Here is a 14,808-nt window from a genome sequence, read left to right on the forward strand (position 1 = left end):
CGGCGGGGGTGCGGACCGCCGGGCGGGGCCCTACCGGGCGCCGCCGCCCGCGCTTCCGCCGCCCGTGCCGCCGCCGTCCGCGCCCCCACTGCCCGCGCCTCCGCCGTCCGCGCCGACACCGCCCGCGCCGCCGTCGAGGGCCCGCGCCGCCCCGTCCAGGGCGGCGGCCAGGTCCCGCAGCCGGGCGCGCAGGTCGCGGATCTCGTCCAGGCCCATCCCGGTCGCCTCCGCCATCCGGCGCGGCACGCCGAGCGCCCGTTCGCGCAGGGCCGCACCGGAGGCGGTGGGGCGCACGGTGACGGACCGCTCGTCCTCCGGACTGCGGCGGCGCTCCACGTACCCGGCGGCCTCCAGCCGCTTCAGCAGCGGGGAGAGCGTGCCGGAGTCGAGGCGCAGGTGCTCGCCGATGCGCTTCACGGGCAGTTCGCCGTGCTCCCACAGCACCAGCATCACCAGGTACTGGGGGTAGGTGAGGCCCAGCTCCTTGAGGGCGACGCGGTAGACGCCGTTGAAGGCCCGGGTCGCGGCGTGCAGCGAGAAGCAGATCTGGTGGTCGAGGCGGAGGAGTTCCTCGTCCCGTACGCCTCCGCGCGGGTCCGTGTGGTCCATGCCACCAGGCTACCGCCCCCCAATTGAGTTGTGCGCAATTAAATTGATTGCTACAAATGATGGCGACGCACTCCACGACCGAGAAGGACGGGACCCCCCATGGACGCCCTGTACACCGCCGTTGCCACCGCCGTCGGCCGCGAAGGCCGCGCCGTCAGCTCCGACGGCCGGATAGACCTGCCGCTCGCCTTCCCGGAGGCCCTCGGCGGCGACGGCCGGGGCACCAACCCCGAGCAGCTGTTCGCCGCCGGTTACGCCGCCTGCTTCGCCAGCGCCATGGGCGCGATCGGCCGCCAGGAGAAGATCGACGTCAAGGACGCCTCCGTCACCGCCGAGGTGAGCATCGGCAAGGACGCGGACGGCGGCTTCGGCCTCGCGGTCGTGATGCGCGTGGAGCTGCCGGACCACCTCCAGGGCGAGGCCGGCCGCGACCTGCTGGAGAAGACCCACGCGTACTGCCCGTACTCCAAGGCGACGCGCGGCAATATCGACGTGAAGATCGTCGTCGAGTGACCCACCGGCCGGCGCGCGCGGCGACGCGGCGTGGAGCACGGCGCGCGGGGCCCGGGACCCCACCGGCCCCGGGCCCCGCGCCGCTCGGCGGGCTCACGCGTCCAGCGCGGCCCGCCCTCCGGCCGGCGCGCCGGCCAGCCCCCGCGTGCGGTAGCTCTCCCCCTCCAGCGTGACGATCTCGGCGTGGTGGACGAGCCGGTCCACCGTCGCGGAGGCGGTGCCGGCGTCGCCGAACACCTCGGCCCACCGCCCGAAGGGGCGGTCGCTCGTGACGATCATCGAGGCCCGCTCGTAGCGGTGCGCGACCAGTTGGAAGAAGAGGTTCGCGGACTCTCCGTCGAACGGGACGTAGCCCAGTTCGTCCACGACGATCAGCGCGTACGCGTCCAGCGCGGTCAGCTCGTCGGTGAGCCGGTCCGAGGCCTTGGCGCGGCGGAGCCGGTCGCCCCACTCCAGGGCCGTGGCGAACAGGACCCGCTGCCCGGCCTCGCAGACCCGCACGCCGAGGGCGACCGCGAGGTGCGTCTTGCCGGTGCCGGGGCCGCCGAGGAACACGACGTTCTCCCGGCGGGCGACGAAGTCGAGCCGGCCCAGCCGGTCGAGCACCAGCGGGTCGAAGGAGCGCAGGTGCGCGGCGTCGAACGCCTCCAGCTCCTTGCGCGCCGGGAACCCGGCCGCCTCGATCCGCGCCTCCGCCTCCACCTCCGCCAGGGTCCGCCCGGGCGTGGCCTGCCGCGGTACGAGGGCCGACCCGGCGCCCTCCTCCGCCGCCGCACCGCCGTCCTCCCGGATGGAGCCGTCCGCGCGGAAGGCCGCCGGGTCGAACGGGGAGCCGCCTCTCCCGTCCGCCCTGGCGCCGTGCTCGTGCGCCGCCATGGGGCCGGACATGTAGGCCAGGATCAGGGCCGAGACGATGAACGCCATGTGGATCACCGTGCCCCACAGCAGGTCGTGCTCCGGCGTGTGGTGCACGTCCACGAACATCTGGAGCAGGTGCACCGACGAGATCCCGACGATCGCCGTCGCCAGCTTCACCTTCAGCACGTTGGAGTTGACGTGCGACAGCCACTCCGGCTGGTCGCGGTGGCCCTGGAGGCCGATGCGCGAGACGAACGTCTCGTACCCGCCGACGATCACCATGATCAGCAGGTTGGCGATCATCACCGCGTCCACCAGCTTGAGCACCGCCAGCATGACGTGGGTCTCGTCCACCTCGCCGTCGAGGACGTGCTCGGCGAGCTTCCACAGCTCGTTGAAGAACTTGTAGACGTACACGCCCTGCGCGGCCACCAGGCCGAAGTACAGCGGCGCCTGGAGCCAGCGCGTGGCGAACAGCGCGTACCCGAGCGTCGTCATGTGCGACGCCTCGGTCTCGGTCTCGGGGGTGGGGGTGGGGGGCGAGGACGACGAATCGTGACGGGACACCGGCATCTCCTGCATCTCGTGCGAAGTGACGGGACTCGCCATTCTTCTGGGAAACGATAGAAAATCTGAATTCCCACCACTCGTTGGGATGAATAGACATTCAGTAGGACAGACCCGACGCCCCGTCTCTGTCCGTGGATCCCCTGTGGCTCAGGTGGGCATGTTGTGCGAATGTCGCCGGATGAGGTGTTCGACCTGTCGACAGTGGTTCGGGTACGCGAACGATCGATGAGGGGGCGACGCGAAGATGGGGCAACTCCCGGGCGCCGCAGTGGAGTTCCGGCTCCTCGGGCCGCTGGAGATCCGCGTCGCCGGCCGGCTGCTCCCGCTCACCGCGCCCCGCCTGCGGCACCTCCTCGCCCTGCTCCTCCTCCACGCCAACCATACGGTGCCGGTGGCCGAGTTGGCCCGGGGCATCTGGGAGGACCGGCTCCCCGCCGACCCCGCCAACCAGGTCGCCGTCTGCGTGTCGCTGCTGCGCCGGCGCCTCGGCCAGGCCGGCGTGGACCCGCGGCGCGTCCTCACCGTGCCGCCCGGTTACGTCCTGACCGCCCGTGACGCCGAGCTCGACACCGCGCTCGTCCGGCGGCTGCGGGCGTCGGCCGACGCCTGCGCGGCGGACGGACGGCTGGAGGAGGCGGCCGCGCTGCTGCACCGCGCCCTGTCCCTGTGGCGCGGGCCGCTGCTCAGCGGCATGGACCGGCGCGCCTGGCGCCCGGAGGCGCGCGCCTGGGAGGAGGAGCGGGTCGCGCTGCGCGAGAGGTGGGCGGAGGTGCACCTGGCGCTGGGCCGGTACGAGCGGGTCACCTCGGAGCTGGCCGCCTTCGTCCAGGAGCACCCGTTCTCCGAACGGCCGCGCGCCCAGCTCATGACGGCCCTGTACCGCTCGGGGCGGCGGGCGGACGCGCTGCGGCTGTACCGGGACACGGTCCGGCTGTTCGAGGACCGGCTGGGCGCGGCACCCGGGCCCGAACTGCGGCGCCTCCAGCGGGAGATCCTGCGCGGCGCCCCGCCCCCGGCCCCTTCCGTCCCCGGCGGCCCGGAACCCGGCGGTACGGAACCCAGCCACCCGGAGCCGGAGCCCGGCGACCCGGAGCCGGAGCCCAGCGGTGCGGAACCCGGCGGCGCGGCGGCGGCCCGGGCCCGGACGCCCGCGCCCTCCGCGCCCCGGACGCCCGCGCCCCGGACCTCCGCGTCCCGCGCGGACGCGCGCCCCGGCCGCACGGACGGCGAGGCGCCCCGCGGTACCGGCGACCGCGCCCGCACGGCCCCGGCCGCACCCGACGGCGTACCGCGACCGCGCCCCGCGCCGTGCGCCCCTTCCCCCGCCCGGCCGGCACCGCGCCGCTTCGCGCCCGCGGCCCCGCCGGAGCCGCGCCCGGCCCTGCGGCCCCCCTCCTGGGCGCCCCGGCTGCCGTCCCTCGCCCGGCGGACACCGCCCCCGGCCCCGCGGTCCCGGACCCCGGGCCCGCAGCCGCCCCCCACCCGGCCCGTCGGCCCGCCGTGCCCGGCGCCCGGCCCGGCCGGCGCCGACCGGCGGCGGGCGGCCGGGGCGCAGACGCCGGCCGGGCCGTGCCTCCTCCCCGGCGACCTGCGCGCGTTCGTCGGCCGCGAGCGCGAGACCGCCGCGCTCGCCGAGGCGCTGACCCCGGCGGCCGGCGGCCACGTCCCCGTCGCGGCCGTGGCGGGCGGGGCCGGGACCGGCAAGACCGCGCTCGCCGTCCACGTCGCCCACCTCCGCCGCCCCGCCTTCCCGAACGGCCAGCTCTACGTCGACCTGCGCGGCACGCACCCCCGGCCCGTACCGCCGGAGGAGGCCCTGGGCCGGTTCCTGCGGCGGCTGGGCACGCCGGGCTCCGCGCTCCCCAGCGGCCTGGAGCAGCGCGCCGAGGCGTACCGGGCGCTGCTCGCCGACAAGCGGGTGCTGGTCGTCCTCGACGACGCGGCGTCCGCCGCGCAGATCCGGCCCCTGCTGCCCGGCACCGGTAGCTGCGCCGTGCTGGTCACCAGCCGCGCGCGCGTGGCGTCCTCGCTCGCCTCGCTCGTGGTGGAGCCGGGCCTGCTGACGCCGGAGCAGGCCCTGGAGCTGCTGCGGCGGAGCGCCGGGGAGGCGCGCCCCGCCGCGGAGCCCGAAGCGGCCCGGCGCGTCGTGGAGTTCTGCGGGCGGCTGCCGCTCGCGCTGGGCGTCGTCGGGGCGAGGCTCGCGGCCAGGCCGCACTGGACGCTGGGCCGGGTCGCCGCCCGGCTGGCCGACGCGCGGCGGCGGCTCGACGAGCTGGAGCACGACGGCGTCGCGGTCCGCGCCCGCATCGCCCTGTCGTACGACGCCGTCGGCGCCGACGCCCGGCGGATGCTGCGCCGCCTCGCCCTGCTGCCCGTGCCGGAGGTCGCGGACCGGGTGGTGGCGGGGCTGTTCGGCGCCGGCCGGGAGGCCGCGGAGGCCGCGGAGGCGGCGGTCGAGCAACTGGTGGACGCCCGGCTGGTCGTGGCCGTCGGCCCGGACGGCGCGGGCGGGCCGCGCTACCGGCTCCACGACCTCGTGCGGCTGTTCGCCGCGGAGCGCGCGGTGGAGGCGGACGCGGTGGTGCCGGCCACCGGCCCGGCGCACCCCACGGCGGCGTTCCCCGACGAGGACCTGCCGCACCACCCGGTGGTCCCCTGACCGCGGCGGTCGCCGCGAAACTCCCGCGCACCGCACTCGTACGCATTTCCCGAGCGGTCTTTTCGCGGTCGCCGCCGCACCCTTTCCCCGTCATCCCGGAGACATCGCGCAGCGGTCCTTTCTCTTCGGTTCCATTCCGATGTCACTCACCCTTTGCCCAGTTCAGGACAGGCGTGACGAGAAATCGACCCCCCGCCGGGCCGGGACTTGACCGGCGCATTTGCAGGCCGGTCATGATGGGGGCCGAAACCGCGGAAGCCGCGAATGGCACGCGAAAAGGAACGTCGCCGCACCCGGAATGGGCCGGTGTTTTCTCCGGCCGGACGGCGCGGCGGACGGAAAAGTTCTCCGGAAAGGGGCGGACGTGGGAGAGGCCGGCGACAAGGGCGGGAACGGCGGGTCGGGAGCCGGCGCCGCCGTGAGCGTGGCGCTGATCACCGTACTGACCTCCCTGCCGCTGTTCCTGGTGGGGGCGACGAGCACGCTGGTCAACCGGGAGCTGGGCTGGGACGCGGGCGACACGGGGCTGCTGCTGGCGGCGTACTGGCTGTCCTCGCTGTCCGGCGCGTACCTGAGCCGGCGGGTCGACACCCCCGTGTCGGCGGAGACGACGGTCGGTTCGGCGGCGCTCGTGACCGCCGCGGCGCTGTCCCTGTCGGCCTGGGCCGGCAGTGGGGGGCTCGTCGTGGGCACGGCCGTCGGCGGGCTCGTCTACGGATACACCCAGCCGCACACCAACTCCCTGCTGATGAAGCGGTGTTCCCCGTCCGTCCAGGGCTTCGCCTTCGGCCTGAAGCAGGCCGCGATCCCCGCGTCGACGCTGTTGGGCAGCCTGGCCGTGCCCGCCGTGGCCGTGCCGTTCGGCTGGCGGGCGGTGTTCGTCGCGTCGGCCGCCGTGTGCGTGGCGTACGCCCTGCCGGGCCTGGTGCTGCGCCACCGGGCGTCCGGCGGGCGGCGGGCGCCCGCCGTCCCGGCGCCGCCGCTGCGGATGAACGGGCACCTGCTGGGCCTGGCCGTCGCGGGGCTGTGCGGGGCGATGGTCGGCAACGCGATCGGCGGGTTCCTCATCGCCTCCGGTGTCCACGAGGGCATGACGCTGACCTGGGCGAGCATGCTCGCCGCCGCCGGCTCGGTGACGAACATCGTGGTCCGCCTCGTGGCCGGGGTGGTCGTGGACCGGGGCCGGTACGCGCCGCGCTCGCTGCTGTGGCAGCTCTACCTCGCCGGCGCCCTCGGCACGCTGCTGCTGGCCGTGGGCGGCGGGCCGTGGGTGACGACGCTGGGCGGCCTGCTCGCGTTCGGCGGCGGCTGGGGGTGGGCGGGGCTGCTGCACTACGTGGCGGGCGCGGCCTTCCCGGGCCGGGCGGCACGCGCGACGGCGGTCACGCAGATGGGCGTCTCCCTCGGGGGCGCCACCGGCCCGATGCTCTTCGGCCTGCTCGTCGACCACGCCGGGTTCGGTGCCGCCTGGCTGGCGCTCACCGTCGTCGGCGGCACCGCCGCGGTCGTCGTCCGCTTCCTGCGCGAGCCCCCCGCCGATGCCGCGTCCGCCTCCCCCGGGGCGTCGTCCCCCACCACGTACACGAGGAAGTGAGGCACAGTCATGACCACCGTCACCACCGAACCGTCCGCCTCGGGGTTCGTGACGAGCCGCAGGGAACGGGCGCTGCGGGACCTCTCCGCCGAACAGCGGCGAAGCCAGATATCCGACGGGCACCGGCTCATCCGCGCCGTCCGCGCCCGCCCGTTCCAGCTCTACGCCGCCCGCCGGCACGCCACGCGCGCGGTGACCGTCGACGCGGAGGCGTGGCTGGCCGCGGTCATGCCGGCGCTGCGCGCCGCGGTCAGCCGCACGGCGTCGGCCCGCCTGGACACGGCGCTGGCCCGGGCCCGCAAGCGGATGTCCGAGTACGGGGTGCGGCGCGTCGGTTCCGCCGAGGCCGTGGCGGAGGCGCTGTCGGACGGGAAGTGGTTCCGCACGCAGCGGGAGCACATGGGGCGGGCGGAGCTGCGCGACCGCGTGGCGGAGGCCCTGCGCCACGGCGAGCCGGTGGAGCTGGTCTTCCCGATCTTCTCGCGCAAGCCGTTCTCGCCCGTCAAGAACCGGGGCGTCAGCCCGGACACGGCCGAGCTGCACTCGCTGGCCCGCTGCGCGGCGCTCGCGCACACGGTGGCCGCCCTCTCCCCCACCGGCTGCCGCTTCACCGTCCTCGCGGACGGCCGCAAGTACAACAGGGCCTGCCGCACGCCCGATCCGGTCGTCGACGCCTACCAGGACACGCTGCGCCGGTGGGTGGGCGAACTGGGCGCGGACGGCGTCCTCCACGTCGCCGACTACGAGGAGTGGGTCGCCCGCGGGTTGGGCGCGGGGGACCTGCGCACCCGCGAGGAGTACTACCTGCGGCGCTCCGCCGACCTGGTCGACCGCTACGGGCGGCTGTTCTCCCCGGTGACGCCCCGCGAGAGCCTGGAGCGGCTGGCCGGCACGGACGGCACCGGGGAGCAACTGGCCCACACGTTCTGGTCCATCGCGACGTCCGTGCGCTACACCGCGCTCGGCTCCGGCCACGGGGGCCTGCCGGACGGGCCGTGCTACTCCGACGCGCACCAGGACGCGTACGCGCTCTACGTCGCCCACCTGGGCCGCCCGCTGACCGGGACGGGCGTCGGCGGGCAGCTCCCGGCGACCCCCTACGGGCGGACCGCCGCCGACCCGGACCTGCACCGCGCGCTGCGGGAGGAGGCGTGGGGGGCGGCCTGCCGGTACGTGGCGATCTCGCTGACCGACCGGGACCTGAACCTGATCAAGGAGACCGCCCCGCGCGCGGTGAAGCTCACCATCCACGGCAAGCCCGGCGAGCTGCACTTCACCACCGCGGCCTCCCGTGACGCCAACATGACGGCCCAGCACTCCACGGGCGGCTACGCTCTGCGGGACGGCCGGGCCCGCCCCACGTTCCGCTACCGCATCGAACGCGAGGCCGCCGGGGAGACGCCCGTACTCCTCCACGGCGCGGCCGGACGCGGCAGCCACGAGCTCCCCTACCTGCCGCTGGCCCGGCTGGAGCGGACGCAGCAGCCCATCGCGTACGTGGACGATCCGGCACCCTTGCTCGACGGCACCTTCTCCCGACTGCTGGAGGCCATGGAGATATGACGACCGCGACCACCACCCCGACCTACCAGCCGGACCGCATCGTCAGCGGCAGCGGACTGCCCGCGCTGCTCAAGGAGAGTCCCGACGCGGTCCCGCTCTTCCCGTCCTCCCCCGAGCCCATCGGCTTACTGACGGCGCGTCAGCTCCGCGACGAGCTGCTGCCCCGCTGGCGCGAGGGCGTCGAGCGGCAGGCCAAGGCCCTGGTCCGACGCTCCCGCGGCACGCTCGAAGTGCTGTCCGGGGAGACCCTGTACGACGGGCTGGACGACCCGGCGCTCCGGCGCGCCGCCCTCGTCGCGGAGCTGTTCCGCAACCACCAGATCAGCGCCAACGCCGGGCGCCTGGACACCCGGGCGCTCCAGCGCCGCATAGCCGGCGCCCTGTCCGCCGACGCGCCGCCGCGGTTCGAGCTGGCCTGGGGGCAGTCCAAGCGGGACGTCGGCGGGCTGAAGACGGCCGGCCGGTGGGCGGACCTCGCCGAGGTGTACGCGGTGGGCCGGCTGGTCGCCCTCGTCCTGGCCGCCCGGGAGCTGGCCGGGGACGAGCGGATCGGCATGACGGTGTACTCGGGCGGCAACCGGTTCGCCGCGGCGCTGTTCGCCGAGCCGGAGCTGCTGCTGGAGTACGACGCGCAGCGGGGCCGCATCGCCGACGCCCTGGGCTCGCCCGGTGCCGTGGACTTCCAGGACTTCGCGGCGGCCAAGCGGTCCGACCCGGCCGCGCGGGAGGCGCACGAGGAGCGGGTGCGCGAACAGCTCGCCGCGCTGACCGACGCGGACGTCGACGCGCAGATGCCGGTCATGCTGTTCAACGTCGACTGGCCGCGGGTCCTGCCGCTGGCCGCCTCCGGCGAGGCGCCGCACGGGGTACCGATGGCGCCGCACGTCGCCCGGTGGCTGCGGGAGTCGCCGCAGGACCGCACGCCGCTGCTGACCCGGGCCGCGGTGTCCTGCGCGGTGTCGCCCGCCCTTCAGGCGCGCTGGCTGGAGGTGTTCGGCGACCGGCCGGAGGTGCTGGAGGACGCCGTCGCGTTCGCCCTGGCGGTGGGGCGCGCCTCGGCCGCCCGCTACACGGCGATCGCGCGGGCCGACCGGAACGCCCCGGGGCTGGCGGGCGGGCCGCACACCGTGCGGCTGACCGTCCACGAGAAGCGGGACCGGCCGGAGGTGCCCGCCCTGCTGACCCTGGGCGTCCGGGGCGGCGGGCAGCTCTCGCAGCACGTGGTGGCCCGGGTGCCCGCGGAGGGGCCCGTCACCTTCGGTTCCGTGGCGGAGACCCTCGTCCAGGCCCCGGACTCCGCGCCGGTGCTGCTCGAACCGGACGACGGAGAACCGCGTCTCTTCGACTGGCTCTCCCGGGACGGGCAGCCGCTGTGCTTCGCCTCCGGGCCCGAGCCGAGCGTCCGCCGGGCGCTCGCCCACATCCTCGACCCCGAACACGGGTGACACCATGACACTGCGCACCACCGGTACCACCAGCACCACCGGCACGAACAGCGCCCCCGGCACCGCCGGCGCCGCCCGCCTCGCCGACCTGGCCGAGGGGATCCGCGCCGACTACGCCGCGCTGAAGGGGCGGGGCCTCGCGCTCGACCTGACGCGCGGCAAGCCGTCCCCGGCCCAGCTCGACCTGTCGACGGGCCTGCTGGACATCGGCGCGGCCGCCCTCGGGCCCGCCGGCGCGGGCGCGGACCACCGCAACTACGGGGGCCTGCACGGGCTGCCCGAGCTGCGTGCGATCTTCGCCGAGGTCCTGCGGGTGCCCGTCGACCAGTTGCTGGCGATCGGCAACTCCAGCCTGGCCCTCATGCACGACACGCTGGTGCACGCCGTGCTGTTCGGCGTGCCGGGCTCCGCGCGGCCGTGGGGCGCGGAGCGGACGGCCGTGCTGTGCCCCGTGCCCGGCTACGACCGGCACTTCGCGCTCTGCGAGAAGCTCGGCATCGAGATGATCCCCGTGCCGATGGGCGAGGACGGGCCCGACATGGACGAGGTGGAGCGGCTCGCCGCCGAGGACCCCCGCGTCCGGGCCATCTGGTGCGTCCCCACGTACAGCAACCCGACGGGCGCCGTGTACGGCGAGGAGACCGCGCGCCGGCTGGCGGCGCTCCCCGCCGCGGCGCCCGACTTCCGGATCCTGTGGGACGACGCGTACGCGGTGCACCACCTGACCGACGAGCCGGCGGCGGCGCCGGACATCCTCGCCCTGTGCGCCGAGCACGGCCACCCGGACCGCGCGTTCGTCTACGGCTCCACGTCCAAGATCACCTTCGCGGGGGCCGGCGTGGCGTTCTTCGGTTCCTCCCGGGCCAACGTGGAGTGGCTGACCGGCCACCTGTCCCGCCGGACCATCGGGCCGGACAAGCTCAACCAGCTCCGGCACGCCCTGTTCCTGCGGGACGCGGAGGGCCTGCGGGCGCACATGGCGGAGCACCGGGCGCTGCTGCGGCCCCGTTTCGACCTGGTCGAGCGGGTGCTGCGGGAGCGGCTGGGCGGCCTCGGCGCGACCACCTGGTCGCGGCCCCGGGGCGGTTACTTCGTCAGCCTCGACGTGCCGGACGGCTGCGCGCGACGCACGGTGGAGCTGGCGGCGGAGGCGGGCATCCGGCTGACCCCGGCGGGCGCCACCTTCCCGTACGGGAAGGACCCCCGCGACCGGAACATCCGGATCGCCCCGACCTACCCGGGTCTCGACGAGCTGGAGACGGCGATGGAGGGCCTCGCCGCGTGCGTGCTGCTCGCCGCCCTCGAACGGTCGTAGACGAGCGCGTCCAGGATCGTCCACGAAGTCGGACCGGCCGCTCCCCGGCCCTGATGCTGGGGAGCGGCCCGAGTCAACGACCAAGGAGTCCGGACATGCTGACCGATCGTGACGAGTTCCGCGACCAGCTGGAGCGGACGCTCCACGACAAGCTGACGCTGAACCACCCGATGTTCGACATCCTCTTCGACGCGGAGAAGCGGGACCTGCACACCCTGCAGAAGGTGGCGCTCCAGGGGTACCAGCTCACGAAGCACTTCCTGGACTACATCGAGACGCTGTTCTACTTCTGCCCGAAGGAGGGCAAGCACAAGCGGCGCCTGCTGTTCAACCTCTACGAGGAGGAGACCGGCCGCATCTCCAAGACGAAGAACCACGTCGAGCTGATGCAGGACTTCATCCGCGCCATCGGCGTCGACGACGCCACCCGCGACGCCGAGACGGCCCTGCCGAACACGCAGGAGCTGATCGACTACCGCATGAAGGCGTGCAAGAACCCGGAGACGTACCACATCGGTGCCGCCGCGGTGATGATCGCCAGCGAGGGGCAGAACCTGGAGACCCGCGGCGCCGAGGCCCGCGACAGCATCTTCAAGCGCGTGTACGGCCTGAAGGACGAGGACCTGCTGTTCTTCTCCGTGCACCAGGCGGAGGACGTCCACCACGTCCGGCACGGCCTGGACCTGGTCTCCGACATCTGCACCACGGAGAAGATGCAGGAGGAGGCGCTGTACGCGGTCTCCCACACGTGCGACCTCTTCTACAACATGTACGAGGGCATCTACCAGGAGTACAAGGCCGGCCGGCTCTGACCGCGGACGACGGAGGAGCAGGAGTGCCCGTGAATCAGCCGCCCAGGCCGTACTCCCTGGCCACGCACGCCGTGCGCGCGGGGCAGTACCAGGATCTGTCGGATCTCCACAGCGAGGGGCTCGCCCTGACGGCGAGCTACGTGTTCGCGGACGCCGAGGACGCCGCCGAGAAGTTCGCCGGCCGTCGGCCCGGGAACGTGTACGTCCGGTTCAACAACCCGACCACGGCCGCCTTCGAGCAGCGGATCGCCGCCATGGAGGGCGCGGAGGCGGCGGTCGCGGTCGGCTCCGGGATGGCGGCGTACACCGCCGTGGCGCTCGGGCTCCTCTCGGCCGGCGACCACGTGGTCCTCGGCGACGGGATGTTCGGCACGACGCCCCGGTTCTTCCGCACCTACATGGAGAAGTTCGGGGTGTCCGTCTCCATCGCGGACGTCCGGGACATCGGCCAGTGGCGCGAGGCCGTCCGGGACGAGACCGCCATGTTCGTGCTGGAGTCCCCGACCAACCCGATGATGCACGTCGCCGACCTGCGCGCCCTGTCGGCCCTCGCGGCCGAGCGGGGTGTCGTGCTGGTCGTCGACAACACCCTGTGCACCCCGGTCCTGCAGAACCCGATCGCGCTCGGCGCCGACCTCGTCATCCACTCCGCGGCCAAGTACATCGACGGCCAGGGGCGGTGCGGGGGCGGCGTCGTCGCGGGGCGGGAGGACCTCCTCAAGCCGGTGACCGACGTGCTGCGGACCGCCGGCCCCAGCCCGAGCGCCTTCAACTCGTGGGTGTTCCTGAAGTCGCTGGAGACGCTCCCCATCCGGATGCGGGAGCACTCGCGCAACGCGACGCTCCTCGCCGAGTGGCTGGACCAGCACCCGGCGGTGGAGGAGGTGTACTACACCGGCCTGGAGAAGCACCCGCAGCGGGAGCTGGTCGACTCGCAGCAGTCCGGCCCCGGCGGGCTGCTCAGCTTCACCGTGCGCGGCGACCAGCGGGACGCCTGGAACGTGATCGACAGCCTGTCGCTCATCTCCGTGACCACCAACATCGGCGACACGAAGTCGATGATCACGCACCCCGCGTCCACGACGCACGGCCGGATGTCGCTGTACGAGAAGGAGCGCGCCGGGATCTCCCCCAACCTGCTGAGGGTCTCGGTCGGCCTGGAGGACGCCTCCGACCTGATGGCCGACCTGGACCAGGCGCTGCGCGCCGTCGACGCCCGGGCGTTATGACATGAACGCGAAGCCGAACGGGGCAAGCATGACCGACACACCGGACGGCGCCCGCCGCGGGGCTCTGCGGATCGGGATCGTCGACCTCTTCTCACCGGCTCCGGAGAGCTGGGCGCGGTACATGTTCGCGTCCGCGGTGGAGGCCGCGGCGGACCGGCTCGGCACCGCCGTGGACATCACGGCGTACGGCGCGGACATGACCCGCCCGACGGCGGACTGCGGGATCGACTGGGACGGGCTGCCGTCCCTGGACGGGCTGATCGTCACCGGAGGGGAGCCGCGCTACCGCGCCGTCGAGGCCGAGCCGGCCCTGGCGGTGGTGGACCGGATCCTCAAGGACACGGCGGACCGGGTCACCTCGACGGTGTACTCCTGCCAGTCGGCGCACGCGGCGCTGCACCTGCTGCACGGACTGAGCCGCAGCCGCCTGCCGCGCAAGCTGCAGGGCGTCTACCGCCACCGCGTGCACGCCCGCGGCCCGCTCACCGCCGGCCTGCCGGACACGGTGCTCGTGCCGCACTCGCGGTGGAACACCATGCCGGCGCAGGAGCTGCGGCGGGTGGGCGTCACCGTCGCCCTGGAGACCGGGGACGGCGCGTGGTCCCTGGCGACCGGCGAGGACGGGCTGCGGCACGTCTTCAGCCAGGGGCACCCCGAGTACCTGCGGGAGACCCTGCTGAGCGAGTACCGGCGCGACCTGCGCCGGTACGCCGCCGGCGAGGCCGACCACGTGCCGGACCTGCCGCAGGGCTACCTGACGGCGGACGCGGAGGACACGCTCCTCACGTTCGCCGAGAAGCTCCGGGACCAGCGCGACCCGGAGTTGATCAAGAGCTTCCCCGACCGGGCCGCCGCCGAGGGCATCGACGGCGGCTGGCTGGCGGACTCGCGGGCCTTCTTCGCCAACTGGCTGCGGGCCCTGGACGATTCGAGAGAGCGGAGTGCTGACCACCGTGTTGACATGGCACTGGCCCCACGACGTACGGGCCTATGAGAAGGACCTCGCCAGGATGCTGGCGGCGAGCGCCGCGGACGACGGCATCCTGGGCTACGCCGAGACGCCCACGCAGGCGCAGCAGGAGGGGTTCGTCAACGGGGTCGCGCAGTTGGTCTCCGGCGGCGGCGGGCACCTGCTGATCGGCGAGGACGAGGAGGGGGTGGCGGCCATGTGCGTCATGAAGACCAACTCCATGCCGAACTGCCGCCACCTCGCCGAGGTGATGAAGGCGTACCTGGAGCCGCGGGTGCGCGGCACGTCGGCCGTGTACCAGCTCGTCGAGCGGGTCTGCGCGAAGGCGGAGGAGGTGGGCGTGGAGACGTTCGTCATCGACGTCCGGGAGGACTCGAAGGCGCACCGCGTGTGGTCGCGGTTCGGGTTCACCTCGTACGGCGTGCTCGACGACTACGCGCGCGTGGACGGCCGGTCGTACCGGGGCCACTACATGCGGCACCAGGTGCGGGAGCTGGCGGCGGCCGTGGCCGACCGCGTCCGCGAGCGGACCGGCGCGCCGTCCGCGGGCTGACCGTTCGTCAGGTGACCGTCCGGTGGCCGGAATGACCGGGGTACCCGTCGACCGGACGCGTACATTCACTTACTCACCGACAGCCCGGGACGCGCCGGCCACGACACAGGCAGGGAGA

General features: G+C 74.4%; 12 protein-coding genes. 10 read left to right on the forward strand and 2 right to left on the reverse strand.

Annotated elements, in window-relative coordinates; all coding sequences use genetic code 11:
* Positions 1 to 30: 30 nt before the first annotated feature.
* Entirely contained in the window at positions 31 to 609 is a 579-nt protein-coding gene (locus tag RND61_RS23065) for a MarR family winged helix-turn-helix transcriptional regulator (protein WP_315879963.1), read from the reverse strand.
* Positions 610 to 708: 99 nt separating this feature from the next.
* Between RND61_RS23065 and RND61_RS23070 the strand changes: the two genes are divergently transcribed.
* The gene (locus tag RND61_RS23070; protein ID WP_315879964.1) at positions 709 to 1,122 is read left to right on the forward strand and encodes an organic hydroperoxide resistance protein; all 414 of its coding nucleotides are present in this window, start codon (positions 709 to 711) and stop codon (positions 1,120 to 1,122) included.
* Between the two features lie 93 nt (positions 1,123 to 1,215).
* Here the strand turns inward: RND61_RS23070 and istB are convergent, their stop codons facing one another.
* Positions 1,216 to 2,478 carry an IS21-like element helper ATPase IstB gene (gene istB / locus RND61_RS23075; RefSeq protein ID WP_391653969.1) on the reverse strand — a complete coding sequence of 421 codons (1,263 nt, stop codon included), beginning with the start codon at positions 2,476 to 2,478 and terminating at the stop codon, positions 1,216 to 1,218.
* Positions 2,479 to 2,794: 316 nt separating this feature from the next.
* On the opposite strand from istB, the gene RND61_RS23080 reads away from it, so the two are divergent.
* The 9 genes from RND61_RS23080 to RND61_RS23120 all read left to right on the forward strand — a co-directional run bounded on the left by RND61_RS23080 (position 2,795) and on the right by RND61_RS23120 (position 14,690).
* Positions 2,795 to 5,209: an AfsR/SARP family transcriptional regulator gene (locus tag RND61_RS23080; RefSeq protein WP_315879966.1), complete on the forward strand. Its 2,415-nt coding sequence runs from the start codon at positions 2,795 to 2,797 to the stop codon at positions 5,207 to 5,209.
* A 364-nt stretch (positions 5,210 to 5,573) separates the two neighbouring features.
* A complete protein-coding gene (locus RND61_RS23085) occupies positions 5,574 to 6,803 on the forward strand; it encodes an MFS transporter (protein WP_315879967.1) in 1,230 nt (409 codons plus the stop codon).
* A 9-nt stretch (positions 6,804 to 6,812) separates the two neighbouring features.
* Positions 6,813 to 8,366, forward strand: a complete 1,554-nt coding sequence (locus RND61_RS23090) for an L-tyrosine/L-tryptophan isonitrile synthase family protein (protein ID WP_315879968.1) — start codon at positions 6,813 to 6,815, stop codon at positions 8,364 to 8,366.
* On the forward strand, positions 8,363 to 9,811 hold the full coding sequence (locus tag RND61_RS23095) for a hypothetical protein (protein WP_315879969.1): 1,449 nt from the start codon (positions 8,363 to 8,365) through the stop codon (positions 9,809 to 9,811). Before RND61_RS23090 ends, RND61_RS23095 begins: the two co-directional genes overlap by 4 nt.
* A gap of 4 nt (positions 9,812 to 9,815) precedes the next feature.
* On the forward strand, positions 9,816 to 11,126 hold the full coding sequence (locus RND61_RS23100; RefSeq protein WP_315879970.1) for an aminotransferase class I/II-fold pyridoxal phosphate-dependent enzyme: 1,311 nt from the start codon (positions 9,816 to 9,818) through the stop codon (positions 11,124 to 11,126).
* A 95-nt stretch (positions 11,127 to 11,221) separates the two neighbouring features.
* Positions 11,222 to 11,938 carry a TenA family transcriptional regulator gene (locus RND61_RS23105; protein WP_315879971.1) on the forward strand — a complete coding sequence of 239 codons (717 nt, stop codon included), beginning with the start codon at positions 11,222 to 11,224 and terminating at the stop codon, positions 11,936 to 11,938.
* Between the two features lie 29 nt (positions 11,939 to 11,967).
* The gene (locus RND61_RS23110; protein ID WP_315879972.1) at positions 11,968 to 13,167 is read left to right on the forward strand and encodes an O-succinylhomoserine sulfhydrylase; all 1,200 of its coding nucleotides are present in this window, start codon (positions 11,968 to 11,970) and stop codon (positions 13,165 to 13,167) included.
* 28 nt (positions 13,168 to 13,195) lie between these two features.
* Positions 13,196 to 14,161: a homoserine O-acetyltransferase/O-succinyltransferase family protein gene (locus RND61_RS23115; RefSeq protein WP_315879973.1), complete on the forward strand. Its 966-nt coding sequence runs from the start codon at positions 13,196 to 13,198 to the stop codon at positions 14,159 to 14,161.
* Complete coding sequence (locus RND61_RS23120; protein WP_315879974.1) at positions 14,121 to 14,690, forward strand: GNAT family N-acetyltransferase; 570 nt, start codon at positions 14,121 to 14,123, stop codon at positions 14,688 to 14,690. Before RND61_RS23115 ends, RND61_RS23120 begins: the two co-directional genes overlap by 41 nt.
* The last annotated feature ends 118 nt before the right edge of the window (positions 14,691 to 14,808 follow it).

Source organism: Streptomyces tamarix (genome assembly GCF_032423885.1).
In the GTDB taxonomy this organism is placed as follows: domain Bacteria; phylum Actinomycetota; class Actinomycetes; order Streptomycetales; family Streptomycetaceae; genus Streptomyces; species Streptomyces tamarix.

Excerpts from the sequence above, each read along its gene's own strand:
- RND61_RS23070 (WP_315879964.1), top strand. The coding sequence starts at position 709 with ATGGACGCCCTGTACACCGCCGTTGCCACCGCCGTCGGCCGCGAAGGC.
- RND61_RS23095 (WP_315879969.1), top strand. The coding sequence starts at position 8,363 with ATGACGACCGCGACCACCACCCCGACCTACCAGCCGGACCGCATCGTC.
- RND61_RS23090 (WP_315879968.1), top strand. The coding sequence starts at position 6,813 with ATGACCACCGTCACCACCGAACCGTCCGCCTCGGGGTTCGTGACGAGC.
- RND61_RS23100 (WP_315879970.1), top strand. The coding sequence starts at position 9,816 with ATGACACTGCGCACCACCGGTACCACCAGCACCACCGGCACGAACAGC.
- RND61_RS23080 (WP_315879966.1), top strand. The coding sequence starts at position 2,795 with ATGGGGCAACTCCCGGGCGCCGCAGTGGAGTTCCGGCTCCTCGGGCCG.
- istB (WP_391653969.1), bottom strand. The coding sequence starts at position 2,478 with ATGACGACGCTCGGGTACGCGCTGTTCGCCACGCGCTGGCTCCAGGCG.
- RND61_RS23115 (WP_315879973.1), top strand. The coding sequence starts at position 13,196 with ATGACCGACACACCGGACGGCGCCCGCCGCGGGGCTCTGCGGATCGGG.
- RND61_RS23065 (WP_315879963.1), bottom strand. The coding sequence starts at position 609 with ATGGACCACACGGACCCGCGCGGAGGCGTACGGGACGAGGAACTCCTC.
- RND61_RS23105 (WP_315879971.1), top strand. The coding sequence starts at position 11,222 with ATGCTGACCGATCGTGACGAGTTCCGCGACCAGCTGGAGCGGACGCTC.